This is a genomic window from Bradyrhizobium sp. USDA 4486 (assembly GCF_054057995.1).
The window spans coordinates 4,027,604-4,046,336 of the sequence record NZ_JBSRZV010000001.1 but is presented as its reverse complement, the minus strand read 5'-3'; the positions used below and the strand labels follow the sequence as shown (position 1 = coordinate 4,046,336).

18 protein-coding genes, 1 pseudogene and 1 riboswitch are annotated in these 18,733 nt (G+C 65.0%); of the genes and pseudogenes, 4 read left to right on the top strand and 15 right to left on the bottom strand.

Going from position 1 to position 18,733, the window contains the following annotated elements; genetic code table 11:
* Positions 1-19 precede the first annotated feature (19 nt).
* The gene (gene leuD, locus ACVWY3_RS19695) at positions 20-622 is read right to left on the bottom strand and encodes a 3-isopropylmalate dehydratase small subunit (RefSeq protein WP_456839961.1); all 603 of its coding nucleotides are present in this window, start codon (positions 620-622) and stop codon (positions 20-22) included.
* Complete coding sequence (leuC, locus tag ACVWY3_RS19690) at positions 619-2,043, bottom strand: 3-isopropylmalate dehydratase large subunit (RefSeq protein WP_456839960.1); 1,425 nt, start codon at positions 2,041-2,043, stop codon at positions 619-621. The genes leuD and leuC overlap by 4 nt, the downstream gene beginning before the upstream one ends.
* A 113-nt stretch (positions 2,044-2,156) precedes the next feature.
* On the opposite strand from leuC, the gene ACVWY3_RS19685 reads away from it, so the two are divergent.
* On the top strand, positions 2,157-3,116 hold the full coding sequence (locus tag ACVWY3_RS19685) for a LysR family transcriptional regulator (RefSeq protein ID WP_456839959.1): 960 nt from the start codon (positions 2,157-2,159) through the stop codon (positions 3,114-3,116).
* Positions 3,117-3,224: 108 nt separating this feature from the next.
* Here the strand turns inward: ACVWY3_RS19685 and clpS are convergent, their stop codons facing one another.
* The 5 genes and pseudogenes from clpS to ACVWY3_RS19660 form a co-directional block, all read right to left on the bottom strand.
* Positions 3,225-3,542, bottom strand: a complete 318-nt coding sequence (gene clpS, locus ACVWY3_RS19680) for an ATP-dependent Clp protease adapter ClpS (RefSeq protein WP_456839958.1) — start codon at positions 3,540-3,542, stop codon at positions 3,225-3,227.
* A gap of 43 nt (positions 3,543-3,585) precedes the next feature.
* Positions 3,586-3,927: a DUF190 domain-containing protein gene (locus ACVWY3_RS19675; RefSeq protein ID WP_456839957.1), complete on the bottom strand. Its 342-nt coding sequence runs from the start codon at positions 3,925-3,927 to the stop codon at positions 3,586-3,588.
* A gap of 2 nt (positions 3,928-3,929) precedes the next feature.
* Positions 3,930-4,358, bottom strand: coding sequence for a fluoride efflux transporter CrcB (gene crcB / locus ACVWY3_RS19670; RefSeq protein WP_456839956.1), 429 nt, complete (start codon positions 4,356-4,358; stop codon positions 3,930-3,932).
* A 6-nt stretch (positions 4,359-4,364) separates the two neighbouring features.
* A complete protein-coding gene (gene crcB, locus ACVWY3_RS19665; RefSeq protein ID WP_456839955.1) occupies positions 4,365-4,754 on the bottom strand; it encodes a fluoride efflux transporter CrcB in 390 nt (129 codons plus the stop codon).
* Positions 4,754-6,002 (bottom strand): annotated as a pseudogene (locus tag ACVWY3_RS19660) (MFS transporter). The gene crcB (ACVWY3_RS19665) and the pseudogene ACVWY3_RS19660 overlap by 1 nt, the downstream one beginning before the upstream one ends.
* 52 nt (positions 6,003-6,054) lie before the next feature.
* Positions 6,055-6,141: riboswitch (Fluoride riboswitch) on the bottom strand.
* 321 nt (positions 6,142-6,462) lie between these two features.
* On the opposite strand from ACVWY3_RS19660, the gene ACVWY3_RS19655 reads away from it, so the two are divergent.
* Both ACVWY3_RS19655 and ACVWY3_RS19650 read left to right on the top strand, forming a co-directional pair.
* Positions 6,463-7,335, top strand: a complete 873-nt coding sequence (locus ACVWY3_RS19655; protein WP_456839954.1) for a DUF1194 domain-containing protein — start codon at positions 6,463-6,465, stop codon at positions 7,333-7,335.
* Between the two features lie 184 nt (positions 7,336-7,519).
* A complete protein-coding gene (locus ACVWY3_RS19650) occupies positions 7,520-8,152 on the top strand; it encodes a hypothetical protein (RefSeq protein WP_456839953.1) in 633 nt (210 codons plus the stop codon).
* 306 nt (positions 8,153-8,458) lie between these two features.
* Here ACVWY3_RS19650 and ACVWY3_RS19645 read toward each other — a convergent pair whose 3' ends face one another.
* Positions 8,459-9,517, bottom strand: a complete 1,059-nt coding sequence (locus ACVWY3_RS19645; RefSeq protein WP_456839952.1) for a class I SAM-dependent methyltransferase — start codon at positions 9,515-9,517, stop codon at positions 8,459-8,461.
* Positions 9,518-9,733: 216 nt separating this feature from the next.
* On the opposite strand from ACVWY3_RS19645, the gene ACVWY3_RS19640 reads away from it, so the two are divergent.
* The gene (locus ACVWY3_RS19640; RefSeq protein WP_456839951.1) at positions 9,734-10,336 is read left to right on the top strand and encodes an outer membrane protein; all 603 of its coding nucleotides are present in this window, start codon (positions 9,734-9,736) and stop codon (positions 10,334-10,336) included.
* Between the two features lie 58 nt (positions 10,337-10,394).
* Here ACVWY3_RS19640 and ACVWY3_RS19635 read toward each other — a convergent pair whose 3' ends face one another.
* The 7 genes from ACVWY3_RS19635 to ACVWY3_RS19605 all read right to left on the bottom strand — a co-directional run bounded on the left by ACVWY3_RS19635 (position 10,395) and on the right by ACVWY3_RS19605 (position 18,550).
* Positions 10,395-11,642, bottom strand: coding sequence for a class I SAM-dependent RNA methyltransferase (locus ACVWY3_RS19635; RefSeq protein ID WP_456839950.1), 1,248 nt, complete (start codon positions 11,640-11,642; stop codon positions 10,395-10,397).
* Positions 11,635-12,369: a TlyA family RNA methyltransferase gene (locus ACVWY3_RS19630; RefSeq protein ID WP_456839949.1), complete on the bottom strand. Its 735-nt coding sequence runs from the start codon at positions 12,367-12,369 to the stop codon at positions 11,635-11,637. The genes ACVWY3_RS19635 and ACVWY3_RS19630 overlap by 8 nt, the downstream gene beginning before the upstream one ends.
* Before the next feature lie 27 nt (positions 12,370-12,396).
* The gene (locus ACVWY3_RS19625; RefSeq protein WP_456839948.1) at positions 12,397-12,951 is read right to left on the bottom strand and encodes a nucleoside 2-deoxyribosyltransferase; all 555 of its coding nucleotides are present in this window, start codon (positions 12,949-12,951) and stop codon (positions 12,397-12,399) included.
* A gap of 87 nt (positions 12,952-13,038) precedes the next feature.
* Complete coding sequence (gene dxs, locus ACVWY3_RS19620; protein ID WP_456839947.1) at positions 13,039-14,967, bottom strand: 1-deoxy-D-xylulose-5-phosphate synthase; 1,929 nt, start codon at positions 14,965-14,967, stop codon at positions 13,039-13,041.
* Positions 14,968-15,512: 545 nt separating this feature from the next.
* Positions 15,513-15,764, bottom strand: a complete 252-nt coding sequence (locus ACVWY3_RS19615) for an exodeoxyribonuclease VII small subunit (RefSeq protein WP_008551229.1) — start codon at positions 15,762-15,764, stop codon at positions 15,513-15,515.
* A 73-nt stretch (positions 15,765-15,837) separates the two neighbouring features.
* Entirely contained in the window at positions 15,838-16,767 is a 930-nt protein-coding gene (locus ACVWY3_RS19610; protein ID WP_456839946.1) for a histone deacetylase family protein, read from the bottom strand.
* 127 nt (positions 16,768-16,894) lie between these two features.
* Entirely contained in the window at positions 16,895-18,550 is a 1,656-nt protein-coding gene (locus tag ACVWY3_RS19605) for a bifunctional metallophosphatase/5'-nucleotidase (RefSeq protein WP_456839945.1), read from the bottom strand.
* Positions 18,551-18,733 lie beyond the last annotated feature (183 nt).

The window sequence follows — 18,733 nt, the reverse complement described above, 5'->3', positions numbered from 1 at the left end:
TGATTTGCCCTGCGTTCGCTCAGAACCAGGGATGATCCGCTTTGTGCCGCCGCTCGAAGGCACGAATGTCGTCGGCAAAGACGAGCGTCGCGCTGATCGCATCGCGTCCTGAGAGGAACGCCTCCTTGCGTGCGGGCTCGATCGCGAAAGGGACGATCCCTCCGCCCTCGATCCGGATGACCTGCTGCTCGAGGTCGATCGCGAGGCGGTTGCTCGCAGGATTGGCGACGACGTCGGCGATCATGCTCACCGTGGCGGCGTCCAAGCTGATCGTCAGCAAGCCGTTATTGGTGCAATTGTCGTTGAAGATGCCGGCGAAGGTCGTGCCGATCAGGGCGCGGATGCCGAGCTGCTGGAGACCCCAGACCGCATGCTCGCGGCTGGAGCCGCAACCGAAATTCGGACCCACGACGAGAAAGCAGGCGTCGCGATAGCCGTCCTTGTTCAGCACGAAATCCGGATTGGGCTGACCGGCATTGAAGCGCAGCAGGTTGAAGGCGCCGTCGCCGAGACCGCTGCGATCGACGCCCTTCAAGAACATCTTCGGCATGATCACGTCGGTGTCGGTGTTCGGCGTCATCATCGGCGCAGCCGCGCCGGAGACACGATGGAACGGCGTCATGGCGCGTCTGCTCCGATCAGGCTGCGCACGTCGGTGATGCGGCCCGTGACCGCGGCGGCGGCGACCATCGCCGGGCTCATCAGATGCGTGCGCGCGCCGGGGCCCTGTCGCCCCTCGAAATTGCGGTTGGTCGAGGAAGCCGAACGCTGGCCAGGCGCGAGGATGTCGTCGTTCATCGCCAGGCACATCGAGCAACCGGACTGCCGCCACTCGACGCCCGCATCGATCAGGATTTGCGCGATCCCTTCCGCCTCGGCCTGCGCGCGGACCTGCGTCGATCCCGGCACGACGATGGCGCGGACGCCTGAGGCGACGTGGCGGCCTCTGAACACCCGCGCCGCATCGCGCAGATCCTCGATGCGGGAATTGGTGCAGGAGCCGATGAAGGCGAAATCGATCGGCACCGACTGGATTGGCGTTCCCGGCGTTAGGCCCATATAGGCGAGCGCGCGCATGGCAGCCGTCTTGCGATCCATGGCCACGTTGCTGTCGGGATCCGGAATACGATCGGTCACGGCGATCGCCTGGTCCGGACTGGTGCCCCAGGTCACCAGCGGCGCGACCTCGCCGGCATCGATCGTCATTTCGCGGTCGAAGCGGGCGTCCGGATCGGAGCGCAGCTGCAACCATGCCGCGGCGGCGCGGTCCCACATCTCCCCCTTCGGCGCGCGGGGCCGTCCCCTGAGATAATCAAGCACCTTCAGGTCGGGCGCGACGACGACGCCGCGCGCGCCCGCCTCGACGATCATGATCGATATCACGATCCGTCCCTCGACGCTCATCCCGGTCACGGCAGGACCGGCGAACTCGACCGCATAGCCTGTGGCGCCATCGGCGCCGATGCGCCGGATGATCTCCATGACGACGTCCTTCGGCGTCACGCCGAGCGGAGGAGATCCGGTCACATTGATCCGCATCGTCTTCAGGCGGCGGTAGCGCACCGTCGAGGTCGCCAGATAATGCTCGATGTCGGAGGTGCCGATACCGTAGCCGAGCGCGCCGAAGGCGCCGTAAGCCGTGGTGTGGCTGTCGCCGGCGGCGATCACCATGCCGGGCATCACCAGCCCCTGCTCGGGCGCGACGACGTGCTCGATGCCCTGGCGCGGATCGAGGATGTCGAAATACTCGATGCCGAAATCGCGCGCATTGTCGGCGAAGTAATCGACCTGCCGCGCCGCATCGGCGTCCGGCATCTGGCGCGTGCGGCGGGCCGCCGTCGGATTGACGTGGTCGACGACCATCAGCGCGGCGGAGGGGTTCCACACCTTGCGCCCGGCGGCGCGCAGGCCGGCAAAGGCCTGGGGGCTGGTATATTCGTTGAGGACGGTGCGATCGACATAGAGCAGCACCAGCCCGTCATCGTCGAGCTTCCGCACCACATGCGCGTCGATGAGCTTGTCGTAGAGCGTGCGCCCGGACATTCGGCCTCCCGAGGGAAATCTGCTTTCCCTGACGGTGCAGGCGGGCCTTCTGGAAATCCAATGTCACCTCATGATATGATTATGCGGAATTTGCATAAGCGGGACTAAGCGGCATGGAGATCAACTGGCTGCACGATTTCATCGCGGTGGCTTCGACGCGCAGCTTTTCGCGCGCCGCCGAACAACGTAACTCGTCGCAGCCGGCGCTCAGCCGCAGGATCAAGGCGCTGGAGCTGTGGGCTGGCGCTGCGCTGTTCGAGCGCACGACGCATGCGGTGAGTCTCACCGCCGCGGGCGAGGCGTTCCGCCTCACCGCGGAAGATATCCTCCGCCGCCTCTCGGCCGGCCGGCTCGAGGCCCAGGAGCTCGCCCGCGGCGCCTCCGACGTCTTGAAATTCGCATCGACCAACGCGCTGTCGCTGACCTTCTTTCCGGACTGGCTGCGCGGTATCGAGACCGTGCTGTCCTTCGTGCCGAACGTGCAGCTGGTCGCCAACCACATGGAGGCGTGCGAGCGCATGCTGCTTGCCGGCGAGGTGCATTTCCTGCTCTGCCACCACCATCCCGCAACCGTCACCGCGCTGACGACGTCCCAGTTTCGCTCCGTTCATGTCGGAGACGACTGCCTGATTCCGGCGTCGGTGCCCGCTTCGAGATCGGTCAAAACTCCACGCTTCAGGTTGCCGGGAACGGAGACCGCACCGGTGCAATTCCTCAGCTTCCGTCCCGAATCCGGAATGGGAAAGATCCTCGAAGCGGTCCGCTCGAGCTCGCCCTTGAAGGCGCACCTCAAGCCGGCATTCACCTCGCACCTTGCTAAACTGCTCGTCACGATGGTCCAGGCCGGCCGCGGTATGGCCTGGCTGCCACAAAGCCTGATCGCCGATCAGCTCGCATCGGGCGAGCTGGTGAGGGCGGGCGGGCGGGAATGGGAGGTCCCGATCGAGATCCACGTGTTTCGGCCGAAGTCGAGGCTGACGCCCGCGGCGGAAGCGTTCTGGAAACACGTTCAGGAGCATCCGCCCGCAAGCAGCGCGCGCAAGCCGGTGGGCGCACGCCGGAGGCGCGGCTAGAGCATGATCCGGAAAAGTGCGCAGCGGTTTTCCGAACAGATCATGCTCAAACAACAACCTAAAGCGCGATGACGATCCATCCTAATCTCATCGCGCTTTGGATTAGACCTATTCCTCGGGCTCGGTGGTGAACAGCAGCGGATAGCCCTTGGCGCGGCCGGCGTCGGTGGCGCGCGTCGCCTTGGTCTCGGCGACGTCCTTGGTGAACACGGCGACGACGCAGGCGCCCAGCTTGTGGGCAGTGATCATCACCTTGTAGGCCTGATCCTCAGTCATACGAAATTCGGCCTTCAAGATCATGGTCACGAATTCGCGCGGCGTGTAGTCGTCGTTGATCAGGATGACCTTGTGCAGCCGCGGCTGCTCGACCTTGGTCTTGGTCTCGGTCTTGGTTTTGGTTTTCGGCGTGGTGACAGTGTCGTTCATTCCGCCTCCCGGACAGGGCGGGCTCGGGTTCCAGCCGGAGCGATCAGCTCGCGGCCTTCGCACCATATTGCAGGACCTGCACCTTCTCCAAGGTGATCAGGCCGCTCGACATCATGCCATCCAGGATGGGCAGGAATGCATTGATGTTGTCCTCACTGTCGACGATCTCGATCAGCAGCGGCAGATCTTCCGACAGCCGCAGGATCTTCGAGGTGTGCAGCCGGCTCGATTTGCCGTACCCCATCGGGCCACGCAGCACGGTGGCGCCGGCAAGGTGCCGCTCGCGCGCCGTCGTCACGATCGCTTCATAAAGCGGCTTGCCGTCATAATGGTCGCTTTCGCCGATGAAGATCCGGAGCGAAACAGCCTGATTGGGAATTTGCATCGTCAGCTCCTTTTCAAGCGGTTGGTGCGGCTCGCCAGCATATGCCCGAGCCAGACCGACACCAGCCAGCAGACGACGGAGGCCGCCACATAGGCCAGCGCCGTATATTTCAGGCCGCCGTGGACCAGGCGGAAGGTCTCGAGGCTGAAGGTCGAGAAGGTGGTGTAGCCGCCGCAGAATCCGGTCATGACGAATTGCCGGTGCTCGGGCCGCGCCAGCACGCGGCCGTCCGGGCCAGTGAGCGCGGCGTAGAAGCCGATGATCAGCGAACCCGTTGCGTTGATGAACAGCGTCGCGACGGGGAAGCCGGGACCTGCGTCGAGTGCGAGCCCGACCAGGTATCGCGTCAGCCCGCCAATGATGCTGCCGGCAGCCACCCAGGCATAGAGCGTTGCAGTGCGCCAGCGCTCGGCGGAGGAGGGGGACTTCATCCGCGCCTAGCCTCCAAGATTGTCCGCAAGGAGGAAGCCGCAACTGACGGCGGCGAGGCATAGCCCGACCGAGAACACGACGTTGCCGAGCGCGTGTAGCGGCTCGCCGTTGCGCGCGAGCGTCAGCGTTTGCAGGCTGAACGAGGACACTGTGGTGTAGCAGCCGAGGAAGCCGGTCACCGCGAACAGCCAGGGATTGGGCGATGCGAACACCGATCCGGGATGGGTGGCGAGCGCGCCAAAAATGCCGATCAGGAAGGCGCCGGTGACGTTGATGGTCATTGTGCCCCACGGAAACGTCTCGCCCAGCCGCCGGGCGATCGCGCCGGAGACGAAATAGCGCGCGCAGCCGCCGAGCACGCTGCCGATCACGATCGCGGTCACTCCGCTCAGCATCACTTGTCCTCCGCGGCGAGGCCGTTGCCGACGGTGAGCAGCCCCACCAGCGCCATCAACGCGAAGCTGAGCCCGGCGAGGAATGTGCCCGCCGGACCATAGGTGTCCCACAGCGCACCGGCGATCACGCTTGCGGCCAGCAGGGCAAGCCCGGTGAACAGGTTGAAATAGCCAAAGGCGGTGCCGCGCAGGCTCGGCGGCGCAGCGTCGGCGACCTGGGCCGAGAGCAGGCCTTGCGTCAGTCCCATATGCAGCCCCCACAGCACGACGCCGAGCGCGAGGCCCCCAAGGCTCGGCAGCAGCGCGAGCGCGAGATCGGCGCCGGCGAGAAAGAGCAGGCCGAGCGCGAGCAGGGCGGTCCGGTTGATCCGGTCGGACAGCACGCCGGCCGGATAGGCCGACAGTGCGTAGGTGATGTTCATCAGCACCAGCACCGCCGGCACCCACATCGCATTGAGCCCGATGTTCTGCGCGCGCAGGATCAGGAAGGCCTCGCTGAAGCGCGCCAGCGTGAAACACCACGCCGACCGCGACGACGCGCCAGTACACCGATCCGAGTTGCCGCATTGCCGCAAGGTTCAGCGGATTCGTCGCGGGCTCTCGGCCTGGGTCCGGCTCCAGCTCGTGAACCGCGAACGCGATCAGGCCGAAGGACAGGAAGGCCGGCAGCACGGCCAGCCAGAACACGAGGGTAAAATTATCCGCCGTCCACCACATCAAGCCGATCGCCGCGAGCGGACCGACGAACGCGCCGATGGTGTCGAGCGACTGCCGCAGGCCGAAGCTAGCGCCGCGCAGGCCGAGAGGGGCGATATCGGCGATCAGCGCATCGCGCGGCGCACCGCGAATGCCCTTGCCGACCCGGTCGATGAAGCGCGCCGCGACCAGCCATCCAACGCTGGGGGCGAGCGGGAATAGCGGCTTCGTCATCGCGGCCAGCCCATAGCCGAGGGCCGCGAGCAGCTTGCGGCGGCCGAGCCAGTCCGACAATGCGCCCGAAAAGATCTTGGTGATCGAGGCGGTCGCCTCCGCGATGCCCTCGATGAAACCGACGGTGAGCGTGGAGGCGCCGAGCACGGTGACGAGATAGACCGGCAGCAGCGCGTGGATCATCTCGGAGGAGATGTCCATCAGCATCGAGACGAAGCCGAGCACCCAGATCCCCCTGGGCAACGCGCTGCGCGCAGCATTCAGTGTCGTCGTCACGCCTTCTCCTTTGCCCGGCTTAGGCAACAAAAAACCCGCCATCGGCGGGTTTGTCCATGCTTCCGCCAGAGGCGGAGGCTCAATGATTGCCCCACCTCAAGCAGGAGTCATCAGCCCAATACGGTCCAGGCAAATCTGAACCGCCGGGCGGTTGTCGGGGGACTCCATCCCCATCTGTGCGTCCAGCCTAGCATGGAAATCGCGCCGGACAAGTGGGCGGGGGAGTAGCTCCATATTCCGTCATTCCGGGGCTCGCGAAGCGAGAACTCTGGCGCGCCCTTGCGCGCCTGAGAATCTCGAGATTCCGGGTTCGGCTGTTCGAACCGCCCCGGAATGACGGAGTTCGTGGTCGCACGCGTTCCGATGACGCAAGCGCGGCAGCATCGCGGCAGCTTTGCGCAAGGCGCGAAATTCCTAACTCGAATGTGAAGCGCAAGCGATCTTCGCGCTTTGCGGCAAGGCGATTGCATGTCACCATCGCGTCATACGACGGGAGACTGCGATGCGATTGCTGTTCTCGATCGGGGCTGTGCTGATGGCCGGCATGTTTGCCGGAGGGGAGGTCGCGGGCATTGCGGCACCAGGACCCAAATTTGATTCGTCCAGACATCAGCCGCAGCGCCTGGCAGCCGCCGACAAGGATGCGCAGACGGTCGACGTCGAGCTGATCCTCGCGGTCGACGTCTCCTACTCCATGGACATGGACGAGCTCGCGGTGCAGCGCGAAGGTTACGCGCAGGCGCTCCAGTCGAAGGAATTCCTCCAGGCGCTGAAGCTCGGTCCGAACGGTCGGATCGCGGTGACCTATTTCGAATGGGCCGCCTCCAGCGACCAGAAGATCATCATCCCCTGGCGGCTGGTCGACGGACCGGAGACCGCGGATGCAGTCGCGGCCGAGATCATGAAGACGCCGATCCGGCGCGCCTCGCGCACCTCGATCTCCGGCGCGATCAATTTCGCGATGCCGCTGTTCGAGGAGGATCCCTATCGGGGCCTGCGCCGCGTGATCGACATCTCGGGCGACGGACCCAACAACAATGGCGGTCCCGTGACGGTGGCGCGCGACGCCGCACTCGAGAAAGGCATCGTCATCAACGGCCTGCCGATCATGGTCAAGGAGCCGTCCTACTCGACCATGGATATCGACAATCTCGACTATTATTACGAGGACTGCGTCATCGGCGGTCCCGGCGCCTTCGTGATCTCGATCAAGGATCGCGAGAAGTTCAAGGAAGCCATCCGCACGAAACTCCTGATGGAGGTGGCGGGCCGCACGCCGGAGCGGCCGGTGGTTGCCGTTGCCGACAAGGACAAGGAGCCGCGGGTCAATTGCATGATCGGCGAGAAGATCTGGTCGGACCGCTGGGGCCGCTGAGACGCGCGACCTTTTCGAACGGGACCGTTTGCCTCACCTCGCGCAGCGCTTGGATTTAACGGCTCGTTAACCAGCGCGTGGCCCTAATCGAATTGTTTCCAGCTGTTTCAGGATCATGTCCTGATACTGTGCGCCGACATGCGACCGAAAGCGTCTTCGTCAGGATCGTCCGCCGAGCAATCCGATGGCCGTCATCTCGCCCAGCACCAACCAGATCTCGCCCGCCAACGAGCGGATGTATCACCAGAGCAACCTGATCGGTGACTGGAAAGGCAATTGGGTGGGCAACAACCAGGAAGTCGGTTTCAAGGTCGTGAACATCCGGGGAGCCCGAGCCCAGATCGAGTATACCCATAATGGACATACCGAGCGCGGTTTCGGCGAGGTCAATGGTGCAACCATCACCTACGGCACCGTCACTGTCGGCACCAAGGATGGCAAGAATCTCGCGCTGCTGTTCTCCGCCGGCGGCGGCAAGGCGACCGCCACTCTCGCGAAGCAGGCGCCTCCCGGTTCCGACAACAATCTCATGGGAAGCTGGGGCGGCTATTCGGCCGAGAATGGCAAGAGCGCAAGCTTTCGCGTCCTCGCCATCAACGGCAAGGAAGCCACGGTCAGCGTCACCACCGACGGCATCACCCGCCAGGGCACGGGCTACCTCTACAAGAACGTCATCATGTTCGGCCAGTCGCAGATCGCGACCGACGACGGCAAGAACGGCAAGATCATCTACCAGGTCGGCAGCAAGTCCTTCGTGGTGCCGGTGACGAAATATCCGCCGGCGGACGGCTCGTCTTCGGTGGACAGGACGGCCTAAAAGCATGATCCGGAAAAGTGCGCAGCGGTTTTCCGAAAAGATCATGCGCAAACAACAAAGCTAGAGCGCGATGACAATTCATCCTGATCTCATCGCTCTTTAGCCGATTACGGCTGCCAGCCCGCGGATTGCGTTGGCTCCCTCACAACGACGACCCTGTCCAATTCGTCATCCTGAGGTGCGAGTGGCGCGATGCAAAGCATCGCGCCTGGAGCCTCGAAGGATGCACGGCCTCGCTGCTTCCGCGCGGCTAGCAGCCCGGCCGTCGCGCTTCGAGGGCCGCTGAAGAAACGGCCACTCGTTGGATCAGATCCGTGCCTCCAGGATCAGGTTGAACGGCGTCTCGGCCGCGCGGCGGAAGCGCGACAGGCCGCCTTCGCTCGCGACCTTGCGCAGCCTTGCCTCGCCGGCTTGGGCGCCGAGCGCCAGGCCCACCTCCTGATCGAGCGAGGCCGGCGTGCAGATCATGGTGGACGCCGCGTAGTAGACGCGCCCGACCGGGTTGAGATTGTCTTCGAGACGATCGCCAGCGAATGGCTCGACCAGCATGCAGGTGCCGTCCTTGGCCATGCTTTCGCGCACGTGGCGGATGGCGCCGACCGGATCGCCCATGTCGTGCAGGCAATCGAAGAAGCAAACGAGATCGTAGCCCTCGGCCGGATAGGACTTCGCCGAGTGCACCGCGAAGCTGACGCGATCGCCGAGCTTTGCTTCGGCTGCAGCCTTTCGCGCCGCCTCGATCGAGCCCTCGTGATAGTCGAAGCCATAGAAGCGCGAATTGGGGAAGGCTTCCGCCATCAGCCGCGTCGAGACGCCGTGACCGCAGCCAACATCGGCGACCTTGGCACCGCGCTTCAGCTTGTCCACGACTCCCTCGAGCGCAGGCAGCCATTCCTGCACCAGATGATGCATGTAGCCGGTGCGGAAGAAGCGGGCGGTGCCGCAGAACAGGCACTCGCTGCGCCGGTTCCAGCCGACGCCCTTGCCGGATTTGAACGCATCCGTGACCTTCGGCTCGTCGAGAAAGGCCGCGGCAATGACGTTGCCGACCGCGCCGAGGAACACGGGACTATCCGGATCGGCAAGCGCCATCGCCTGCTCCGGCAGCATCGAGAATTTTCCGGATGCGGAGTCATATTCGACGTAGCCGGACGCGGCCTGGCTCGAGAGCCATTCGCGGACATAACGCTCAGTCGTTCCGGTGGCGCTTGCGAGCTCGGCGGAGTTCATCGGTCCCTTGGCGGCCAGGGTGCGGTAAAGACCGAGCTTGTCGCCCAGCAGGAGCAGCGATGCGTTCATCGCCGCTCCGACCTCGGTGATCATCTTGCCCATAAAGGCATTCAACCTGTCGGTATCGACGTCCATGATAGCCTCCATGCGATGGCGGATATTGAGGGTCTGCGCCCCCATCGTCGGGAGCACGCTGCATGCCCTGTAAATGGGTCCGCCCGTCGGAAGCGAGGTTCAAGACGTCAGGAAAAGGTGAATGGCCAGGAACTGGATCGCGTGATCACGGGTACCATTCACTGGCATTTGCACGATCCTGGGCATATAATCTGCGAGGTTCTGACGGTTACCTGAATGTCCAGCTTCGCTCGTTCCTGCGGTCTTGCAACTCTCTTCGCGCTGCTCTGCCTCGGCGATGCGCCGGCCCATGCGCAGGCCGCCCCGCTGCAATATTGGATCCCGGGCGGGCCGTTCGGCTTCGGCGGCAGTGCTGTCCAGAGCGCCGATGCTTACGGCAATTTCCCAAGCTTCAATGCGGGCGATGCCAACGGGGGCTATGATTTTCGTCCCGGTTTCTTTGTCGGCAGCGCGCGCGGCAATCTCGGCTTGAGCGGCTTCAGCCAGTCCGTCCCGGCCGGCAATTTCAGCGCGCTGTCCTATGACAGCACGCAGTTCGGCTACAACACCAAGACCGCGGGCGGCATGCCGGTCACGTTCTTTGCCGGTTTCAATTCGCTGAAATACGGAGACGGCATCGGCAGCTCGCTGGCGCCGCTCACCTCCAGCGCCGCGCCCGGCTACAGCGCGTTCGCGGGTGTCGAGTTCAAGCCGACCTCCAACCTCAGCCTGTCCTTTGGCGCCGGCGTCGTCCAGCAGGACTCGGGCCGCATGGACAGCGATATCCGATCGAACATGCTGCCCGGCGAGTCTCCGGCGCTGAGCGGCTTGCGGCGCTAGACCATGACCCGCAAAGTGTGCAGCGGTTTCCCGAAACGGTCATGCTCAAACGAAAAGACTATCGCGTGAACTTCGCGACCAGCTCCACATGCGGCGTGTGGCGGAACTGGTCCACCGGCACCACCGAGTCGATCTTGTAGCCACCGTCGATCAGGAGCCGCGCATCGCGGGCGAAGGTCGCGGTGTTGCAGGACACCGCGATTACCACAGGCACCTTGCTCGCGGCGAGCTTTAGCGCCTGGGCCTGCGCGCCCTGGCGCGGCGGATCGAACACGACGGCGTCGAACTCGCGGAGCTCTTGCGGCACCAGCGGACGGCGGAACAGGTCGCGCGGCTCGCACCTGATGGGCTTCAGGCCCGGCGTGCGCGCGGCTTTCGCGAGGGCGGCGATCGCGCCGGCGTCGTTGTCATAGGCGGTGATCCGCGCCTTCTCGGCGAGCCTCAATGCAAACGGCCCGACGCCGCAGAAGAGGTCGAGAACCTCCTTGGCCTTGCCGGCGCGTTCGGCGACGAGCGCGGCCAGTGTCTCTTCGCCCGCAACCGTCGCTTGCAGGAACGAGCCGGGCGGCAACGTCACGTCAGCGCGACCCATTTTCACGATCGGCGGCAGACGTTGCAGCACCAGCTCGCCATGCCGCGTCAGCCGCACCAGGCGATGCTGTTCGGCGACGCGCGACAGCGCGCTGACGATCGGTGTCGGCAGCGGGCCGGAGCCGCGCACGTCGACATCGAGGCCGTTGGCGGTCGCAGTGGCCTGGATGTCGAGCGGCTTCGTCACCGGCATCTTCGACGTCAGCGGCTCGGCAAGCGCCCAGGCGGCGTCGAGTGCGCCTTCGAGGCCGGGATCGAGGATCGGGCAGCGATTGATCGGGATGACGTCGTGCGAGCTCGCCGCCGAGAAGCCGACCTTGAGCACGTCATGCGTGCCAAATCTTCCATGAAGCGTGACGCGCCGGCGGCCCGCGCCATGGGCATCGACCAGCGGCGCCACCTCGCAGGCGATGCCGGCCTGCGCCAGCGTCTCGACCACGATGCCGCGCTTCCAGGCGTGGTACGGCTCCGCGGCCCAATGCTGGATCGCACAGCCGCCGCAGACGCCGAAATGCGGACAGAACGGTTCGATGCGCTCGGGGCTGGCGACGTCCACCGCCAGCAGCTTGCGGCGATCAGGATGGTGGCCCGCGACGTGATCGACCTCGACGGTCTCGCCGCCAAGCGTGTAGGGCACGTAGATCGCATCGTCGGCGTCGAAGCAGACGCCATCGCCGCGATGCCCGACGTGATCGATCCTCACGCGCTCAACCACGGCGGGCGCCCAGGAAGAATTCGATATTGCCGTCGCCGCCCGCGATTGGGGAGGGGAACACTTCGATATCGGTGCAGCCGAGCGAAGCTGCGAACGCCACGATGTCGTCGCAGATCTCTTGATGCACGGCCGAGTCGCGGATGATGCCCTTCTTGTTGTGCTTCCGCTCGGCCTCGAATTGCGGCTTGATCAACGCCAGCAGGCTCATCGGCGCCGCCGCCAGCGACAGCGCCACGGGCAGCACGGTTTTCAGCGAGATGAAGCTGACGTCGATGACGACGACATCGGGCCGCGCCGGCAGCCGCTTGCCGTCATAGCTGCGAATATCCGTTTCCTCCATCGACACGATCTTGGGATGGCCGCGCAGCGAGGGATGCAGCTGGCTGGTGCCGACGTCGACGGCAAAGACGAGGCTCGCGCCGTTCGCCAGCAGCACTTCTGTAAACCCGCCGGTGGAGGCGCCGACGTCGAGGCAGACATGGTCCTCGATCTCGATCGGGTAGCGCTCCAGCGCGCCGGCGAGCTTGACACCGCCGCGCGAGACATAGGGATGCGCAGGCTCGGCCTGGATCACAGCATCCGCGGCGATCGTCTCCGACGGCTTCAAGACCTGCTTGTCATCGGCCGTGACGAGCCCGGCCTCGATGGCCGCGCGCGCCCGCGCCCGGCTCTCGAACAGGCCGCGCTCGACCAGCAGAACATCCGCGCGCTTGCGGGTAGGGGACAATCGACTCTCCAGGACCGGGCTTGTCGCTTATGTAGCGATCAATCGCGCGGCCGCCATCCGGACGCAAGTCTCGAACGCGGCGAGGTCATGCCAGGCGTCGATCGGCAGCTGCGCCGGCGTCACCAAGGGGCAGCCGTGCAGCTCCAGCGCATGGATCATCATGAGGTTGTCGGCGAGGCCAAAGTCCTCGACCGTCAGCCCCTCCGCGTCGACCAGACGTCCATCCGCGGAGGTGACATGGGCGAAGCGGCCGAGACGGTCGGCATAGGTGGCGGGATCGTTGGAATAGGCGAGACAGAACTTGCGCCGGCCGGCCATGTAGCCGAGCTCGTAGACCGTGCCGGGATCGGCCCCGGCGCCGCGGAACGGGGTGAGGTTGGCGATGATGGCATCGGCGCCGTCCATCATCGCTTCATTGCCGCAAAAAATCTGCCGCGAGGCGTCGGGCGCGGCGAGGTCGACGGCATTGTCGAGCGGATAGAGGCCGGTGATCCCGTGCGCCGCGCAGATCTCGACCTTGCGCCGGCCGATCTCGACCGCATCCGGCAGGAACACGTCGGGGCCTGCCAGGTAGATTTTCATGGGTGAGATCTGCCGATGCGAAGCGCGGTACAACACCTCTCCCATCGGGAGAGGTGGGGGTGGGGGTGCAGCGTCTGTCGCGATGGCTTAGGCCAGCTTGACCGTCTCGGTCTTCACGTCCTTGCCGAGCGCCTCGAACACCTTGGCGACGATGCCCTTCGCGTCGAGGCCGGCGCGGGCGTACATCGCCGCCGGCGTGTCGTGGTCCTGGAACACGTCGGGCAGCACCATCGAGCGGAACTTGACCATGCCGCTGTCGAGCACGCCCTGATCGGTCAGGAACTGTGCGACATGCGAGCCGAAGCCGCCGATCGAGCCTTCCTCGATCGTGATCAGGATCTCGTGGTCGCGAGCGAGCTTGAGCACCAGCTCGGTGTCGAGCGGCTTCATGAAGCGCGCGTCCGCAATCGAGGTGGACAAGCCAAGCGCAGCGAGCTCGTCGGCCGCCTTTTCGCATTCGGCGAGGCGCGTGCCGAAGGAGAGCAGGGCAATCTTGCTGCCCTGGCGGATCATGCGGCCCTTGCCGATCTCGAGCGGAATGCCGACCTCCGGCATCTCGACGCCGCGGCCTTCGCCGCGCGGATAACGCACCGAGCTCGGACGGTCGTCGATCGCGACCTGGGTCGCCACCATGTGCACGAGCTCGGCTTCGTCCGCCGCGGCCATAATCACCATGTTGGGCAGACAGCCGAGATAGGCGTTGTCGAACGAGCCGGCATGGGTCGCACCGTCGGCACCGACGAGGCCGGCGCGGTCGATGGCGAAGCGCACGGGCAGGTTCTGGATCGCGACGTCGTGCACGATCTGGTCGTAGCCGCGCTGCAGGAAGGTCGAGTAGATCGCGCAGAACGGCTTGTAGCCTTCGGTCGCAAGGCCGGCGGCGAAGGTCACGGCGTGCTGCTCGGCGATACCGACGTCGAAGGTGCGGTCGGGGAACGCCTTGTTGAAGATGTCGACGCCGGTGCCCGACGGCATCGCCGCGGTGATGGCGACGATCTTGTCGTCCTTCTGCGCTTCCTTGACGAGGCTCTGGCCGAACACGTTCTGGTAGGCCGGCGCGTTCGGCTTGGCCTTCGCTTGCGTGCCGGTCGCGACGTCGAACTTGACGACCGCGTGGTACTTGTCGGCGGAGGCCTCCGCCGGGCCGTAGCCCTTGCCCTTTTGCGTGACGACGTGAACCAGGATCGGGCCGGTCTCCATGTCGCGCACGTTCTTCAGCACGGGCAGGAGGTGATCGAGATTGTGACCGTCGATCGGGCCGACGTAATAGAAGCCAAGCTCCTCGAACAGCGTGCCGCCGTCCATCATGAAGCCGCGGGAATATTCTTCGACGCGGTTGGCGCGGTTGGCGAGGATTTTTGGCAGGCGCTTGTTGATCTGCTTGGCCGCATCGCGCAGCGTGCGATAGGTCTTGCCGGAGTAGAGGCGCGACAGATAGGCGCTCATGGCTCCAACCGGAGGCGCGATCGACATGTCGTTGTCGTTGAGGATCACGATCAGGCGCGAGTTCATGGCACCGGCATTATTCATGGCCTCATAGGCCATGCCCGCCGACATCGCGCCGTCACCGATCACTGCAATAACGTTGTTCTTGCCGCCGGAGAGGTCGCGCGCGACGGCCATGCCGAGACCGGCCGAGATCGAGGTCGAGGAATGTGCGGCGCCGAACGGATCGTAATCGCTCTCGCTGCGCTTGGTGAAGCCGGAGAGGCCGCCGCCGGTGCGCAGCGTGCGGATGCGGTCGCGGCGGCCGGTGAGGATCTTGTGCGGATAGGCCTGATGGCCGACGTCCCAGATCAGCCGGTCGCGCGGCGTGTCGAAGACGTAGTGGATCGCGGTGGTGAGCTCGACCACGCCGAGGCCCGCGCCGAAGTGACCGCCGGTCACAGAGACGGCATCGATGGTCTCCTGCCGCAGCTCGTCGGCGACCTGGCGAACCTGCTCGACCTTGAGCTTGCGCAGGTCGTCCGGGGTCCGGATGGTGTCGAGAAGCGGCGTCTTACTGTATGCGTTCACGGCGATTTCCAATTTGTCAGCGCCGGAAGGTCGTTCCGGTGCGCGATGGGTTTGCACAATATCGGCGCAGCGCGAATCCTAAAACCGTCGGAGCCACCTGCCTGGGGCACGGCCCCGTCTTCAAGCTTAGGTGAGCTTAGGTGCGCTCCGGTTCAGTCTCTGTGATCCCTGTCACTTAGATCGGCTTCGTCCGTCCCAGCCAATTCATCAGCAGTTTGAAGCGCTTGTCGTCGGCAATCAGTGCCCACGCAAGGCTTGCAAAAAGCCACACTCCGCGCAGCTTTACACCAAAGCTTGGGCCAAAGCCAACCCGCCCCGCCGATTGCGGCCATGCAGCAGCAACCCGCGGGCGAGATTTGGTTAACCTTGGGCAGGGACTGGCGGTTCCTCCCTGCCTGCTTCGTTGGCAGTGCTTTTCGGTGAAAATATGGGACTTTCGGCCTGTTCGGGCCCGGTTCCAGCCGTCAAGGCATTGGCCTCGGCGGGTTCCTGCTGCTGGAACGGCCGCGGAACCACCGTCAGAACTGAAATTGGGGGTGCCCGCCTTACTGCACGTCAAGGGGCGCAGTGCCGGTGGCCTGGCCGCTGGCATCAGTGGTGATCTTGTCGACGCGGGCTTCGGCCTGACGCAGCAGATCCTCGCAGCGGCGCTTCAGGGCTTCGCCGCGCTCGTAGATCGTCACGGATTCCTCGAGCGGCACCTTGCCGTCCTCGAGCCGCTTCACGATCGTTTCGAGTTCCTCGATCGCGCGCTCGAAGGTGAGCCTGGAGACGTCGATTTGGGTGTTTTCGGCCATATCCGTTTCCGATTGCCCGCTTGCCTTCCGTCAGAGAAAGCAAGGTTGTACGGGCCTAATGTGGCGATTGTCGTTAGGCGCCCATCAGGGCGCCGACATGCGCCGTAACAGATTCTTTCAATCCTTGCAGGTCATAGCCGCCCTCGAGCACGGAGACAATGCGCCCGCCGGCGGACTTGTCGGCAAGGTCCATCAGCTTGCGCGTGACCCAGGTGTAGTCCTCGGCGCGCAGGTTCAACGAAGCCAGCGGATCGCGGTAATGCGCGTCGAAGCCGGCGGAGATGATCAGCAGCTCTGGGCTGAATTTCTCCAGCCGCGGCAGGATCAGGCTCTCGAACGCGGAGCGGAATTCGGGACCGCCGTCCTCGGAAGCGAGCGGCGCGTTGACGATGGTGTCGTGATCGCCGCGCTCGCCCTTGGCGCCGGTACCCGGAAACAGCGGCATCTGGTGCGTCGAGCAGTACATCACGGTCGGGTCCGACCAGAAGATGTCCTGCGTGCCGTTGCCATGATGCACGTCGAAATCAACGATGGCCGCGCGCTTGATGCCGTATTTGCGCTGTGCATGGCGGGCGGCGATCGCGACATTGTCGAAGAAGCAGAAGCCCATCGGCTTGCCGATCTCGGCGTGGTGGCCGGGCGGCCGCACCGCGACGAAGGCGTTGCGGTGCTCGCCATTCATCACAGCTTCAGTCGCCGCCACCGCGCCGCCGACCCCGCGCATCACCGCTTCCCACGTGCCGGGCGACATCGAGGTGTCGCCGTCGATATAGACCTGGCCGCTGGTCGGCGCGACGTGGCGCAGCTCGGTGACGTAGTGCTCGTTGTGGCAGAGCGTGACGAGATCGAGATCGCCCTCCGGCGCCTGGTCGCGCACCAGGAACTGGAAGCGCTCATGCGACAGCGCTTCCTCCACCGCGCGCAGGCGATCGGGCCGTTCAGGATGTCCCGGCGGCGTGACGTGGTCGAGGCAGGCCTTATGGGAGAGGAGAAGCGTGCTCATCAGGTCGGCCTCATGGAATGCGGGCTCTCGACGTCGTTGGCGCATCCGGCGCCAAAACGCAATGCAAATCCCAATCTAGGTGTTCCCCGGGGAATGGCAAACTGTGGGCCAGTTCGTTTGATCCGGATCAATTCACCCGCAGGATGCGGGTCGGTGGCAGCGGGCCGATCGGCCCGTGCGCCCGGAAAAACGCGAACAGCGCGTCCGCATCATAGCCGCCATATTGCGGCGAGGTGCCCTGCTTGGCGACGGTAAAACCGTCGCCGCCGACCGCGAGGTAATCGTTGAGGGTGACGCGATAGCCGGTGCCGGCCTCGATCGGCCTGCCCTTGAGCGTCATCTTGTCCGCCATCACGCGCTCGCCAAACGGTTTGGCCGCATCCCACGTGTAGCTGAACCCGTTCGACACTTGCAGGATCCGCGGCCGCTTCGGATCGAGCCATTGCTGCTCCAGCATGTCCTTGAGCTGGCTGCCCGTCAGCGTCATGGTGACCAGGCGGTTGCGGAACGGCTGGCTGGAGAACACGTCGCCGAAGGTGATCGCGCCGTTCTCCTTCGGCACCAAGTCGGTGCGGATGCCGCCGGGATTGGTGAGCGCGATGACGGCGCTGCCGTCCTTGGCGTCCTTGGTTGCGGCGAGCTGCGCGTCGGCGATGACGTCGCCGAGCGCGCTCTCGCCGGCCTCGTTCGGCACGCGCGACAGCGTCTGCGTCACCGATCCCGCGGGCCGGTTGGCGATTGGAGCTGCGAGCTTGTCATAGGCCTCGATCAGCGCGGTCTGCTCGGGGTCTTTCGCCAGCGAGGCGTTGGCGACGATGACGTTCTCGGCCTTGGCGCTCACGATGTCGCGCGTTGCGGGATCTAGCTTGAGATCGATCGCGGTGACCAGCGTGCCGTATTTGTCGCCACTCGTGACGAGCCGTCCGTCGATGTCGCAGACATAGGCGCGGTGGGTGTGGCCACTGACGACGACGTCCACGGCGCGGTCGAATTTCTTGACGATGTCGACGATCGGCCCCGTGATCCCAGGGCATTCATTGTAGTCGCCCGAGGGCTCGCCGCCCTGGTGGATCAGCACCACGATGGCCTCGACGCCGCGCGCCTTGAGCTGCGGCACCAGCGCGTTCACCGTCTCGGCCTCGTCGCGGAATTCGAGCCCGGCAATGCCCGACGGCGAGACGATGCCCGCGGTCTCTTTCAACGTGAGGCCGATGAAGGCGACCGGGATGCCGTCGAACTCACGGATCTCGTAGGGCGGCAGCACGCTCTTGCCGGTCGCGGTCTCCACGGTGGAGGCGGCGAGATATTGGAATTTGGCGCCGGTGAACGGATGCGGCCCCTGGCAGCCGTCGAGCGGATGGCAGCCGCCGTTCTGCATCCGCAAGAGCTCGGTCTTGCCCTCGTCGAATTCGTGATTGCCGACCGATGTGATCGCGAGCCCCATCATCGAGAGTGCTTCGACCGTGGGCTCGTCGTGAAACATCGCCGACAGGAACGGGCTCGCTCCGATCAGATCGCCGGCGGCGACGAAGATCGTGTTCTTGTGCCCCTCGCGCAGCTGCTTGGCCAAGGTCGCCATGTACTCGGCGCCGCCGGCGGCGACCATGACCTTCTTGCCCTTGTCCTCGGGATCATTGATCCGGATGCCGCCCGGCGGCGGCCGCAGATTGCCGTGAAAATCGCTGATGGCGAGAATGCGCAGGTCGACCGGCGCTGCGGTTTGCGCAGAGGCGGGCAGGGCGAAGCTGAGCGCGAGCGCGGCAAGGATGGATCGGTTTCGCATGGGACAAGACTAGTTGGTACGCGCGAAGATTTCACGAAACCTTTTGTTGAAGCACCGCGCGCGCCGCACGCTCCCACCCGCCCCTTGAGGGGGCGGGTCGGTTCGCATGGAATGCGAGCCGGGGAGGGGTGACAGACTATCCTCCACGCGGTGCGCGGGAGAGGGTTGGGGAGAGGGTGCGCA

Excerpts from the sequence above, each read along its gene's own strand:
- leuD (WP_456839961.1), bottom strand. The coding sequence starts at position 622 with ATGACGCCGTTCCATCGTGTCTCCGGCGCGGCTGCGCCGATGATGACG.
- leuC (WP_456839960.1), bottom strand. The coding sequence starts at position 2,043 with ATGTCCGGGCGCACGCTCTACGACAAGCTCATCGACGCGCATGTGGTG.
- ACVWY3_RS19685 (WP_456839959.1), top strand. The coding sequence starts at position 2,157 with ATGGAGATCAACTGGCTGCACGATTTCATCGCGGTGGCTTCGACGCGC.
- clpS (WP_456839958.1), bottom strand. The coding sequence starts at position 3,542 with ATGAACGACACTGTCACCACGCCGAAAACCAAAACCAAGACCGAGACC.
- ACVWY3_RS19675 (WP_456839957.1), bottom strand. The coding sequence starts at position 3,927 with ATGCAAATTCCCAATCAGGCTGTTTCGCTCCGGATCTTCATCGGCGAA.
- crcB (WP_456839956.1), bottom strand. The coding sequence starts at position 4,358 with ATGAAGTCCCCCTCCTCCGCCGAGCGCTGGCGCACTGCAACGCTCTAT.
- crcB (WP_456839955.1), bottom strand. The coding sequence starts at position 4,754 with ATGCTGAGCGGAGTGACCGCGATCGTGATCGGCAGCGTGCTCGGCGGC.
- ACVWY3_RS19655 (WP_456839954.1), top strand. The coding sequence starts at position 6,463 with ATGCGATTGCTGTTCTCGATCGGGGCTGTGCTGATGGCCGGCATGTTT.
- ACVWY3_RS19650 (WP_456839953.1), top strand. The coding sequence starts at position 7,520 with ATGGCCGTCATCTCGCCCAGCACCAACCAGATCTCGCCCGCCAACGAG.
- ACVWY3_RS19645 (WP_456839952.1), bottom strand. The coding sequence starts at position 9,517 with ATGGACGTCGATACCGACAGGTTGAATGCCTTTATGGGCAAGATGATC.
- ACVWY3_RS19640 (WP_456839951.1), top strand. The coding sequence starts at position 9,734 with ATGTCCAGCTTCGCTCGTTCCTGCGGTCTTGCAACTCTCTTCGCGCTG.
- ACVWY3_RS19625 (WP_456839948.1), bottom strand. The coding sequence starts at position 12,951 with ATGAAAATCTACCTGGCAGGCCCCGACGTGTTCCTGCCGGATGCGGTC.
- ACVWY3_RS19615 (WP_008551229.1), bottom strand. The coding sequence starts at position 15,764 with ATGGCCGAAAACACCCAAATCGACGTCTCCAGGCTCACCTTCGAGCGC.
- ACVWY3_RS19610 (WP_456839946.1), bottom strand. The coding sequence starts at position 16,767 with ATGAGCACGCTTCTCCTCTCCCATAAGGCCTGCCTCGACCACGTCACG.
- ACVWY3_RS19605 (WP_456839945.1), bottom strand. The coding sequence starts at position 18,550 with ATGCGAAACCGATCCATCCTTGCCGCGCTCGCGCTCAGCTTCGCCCTG.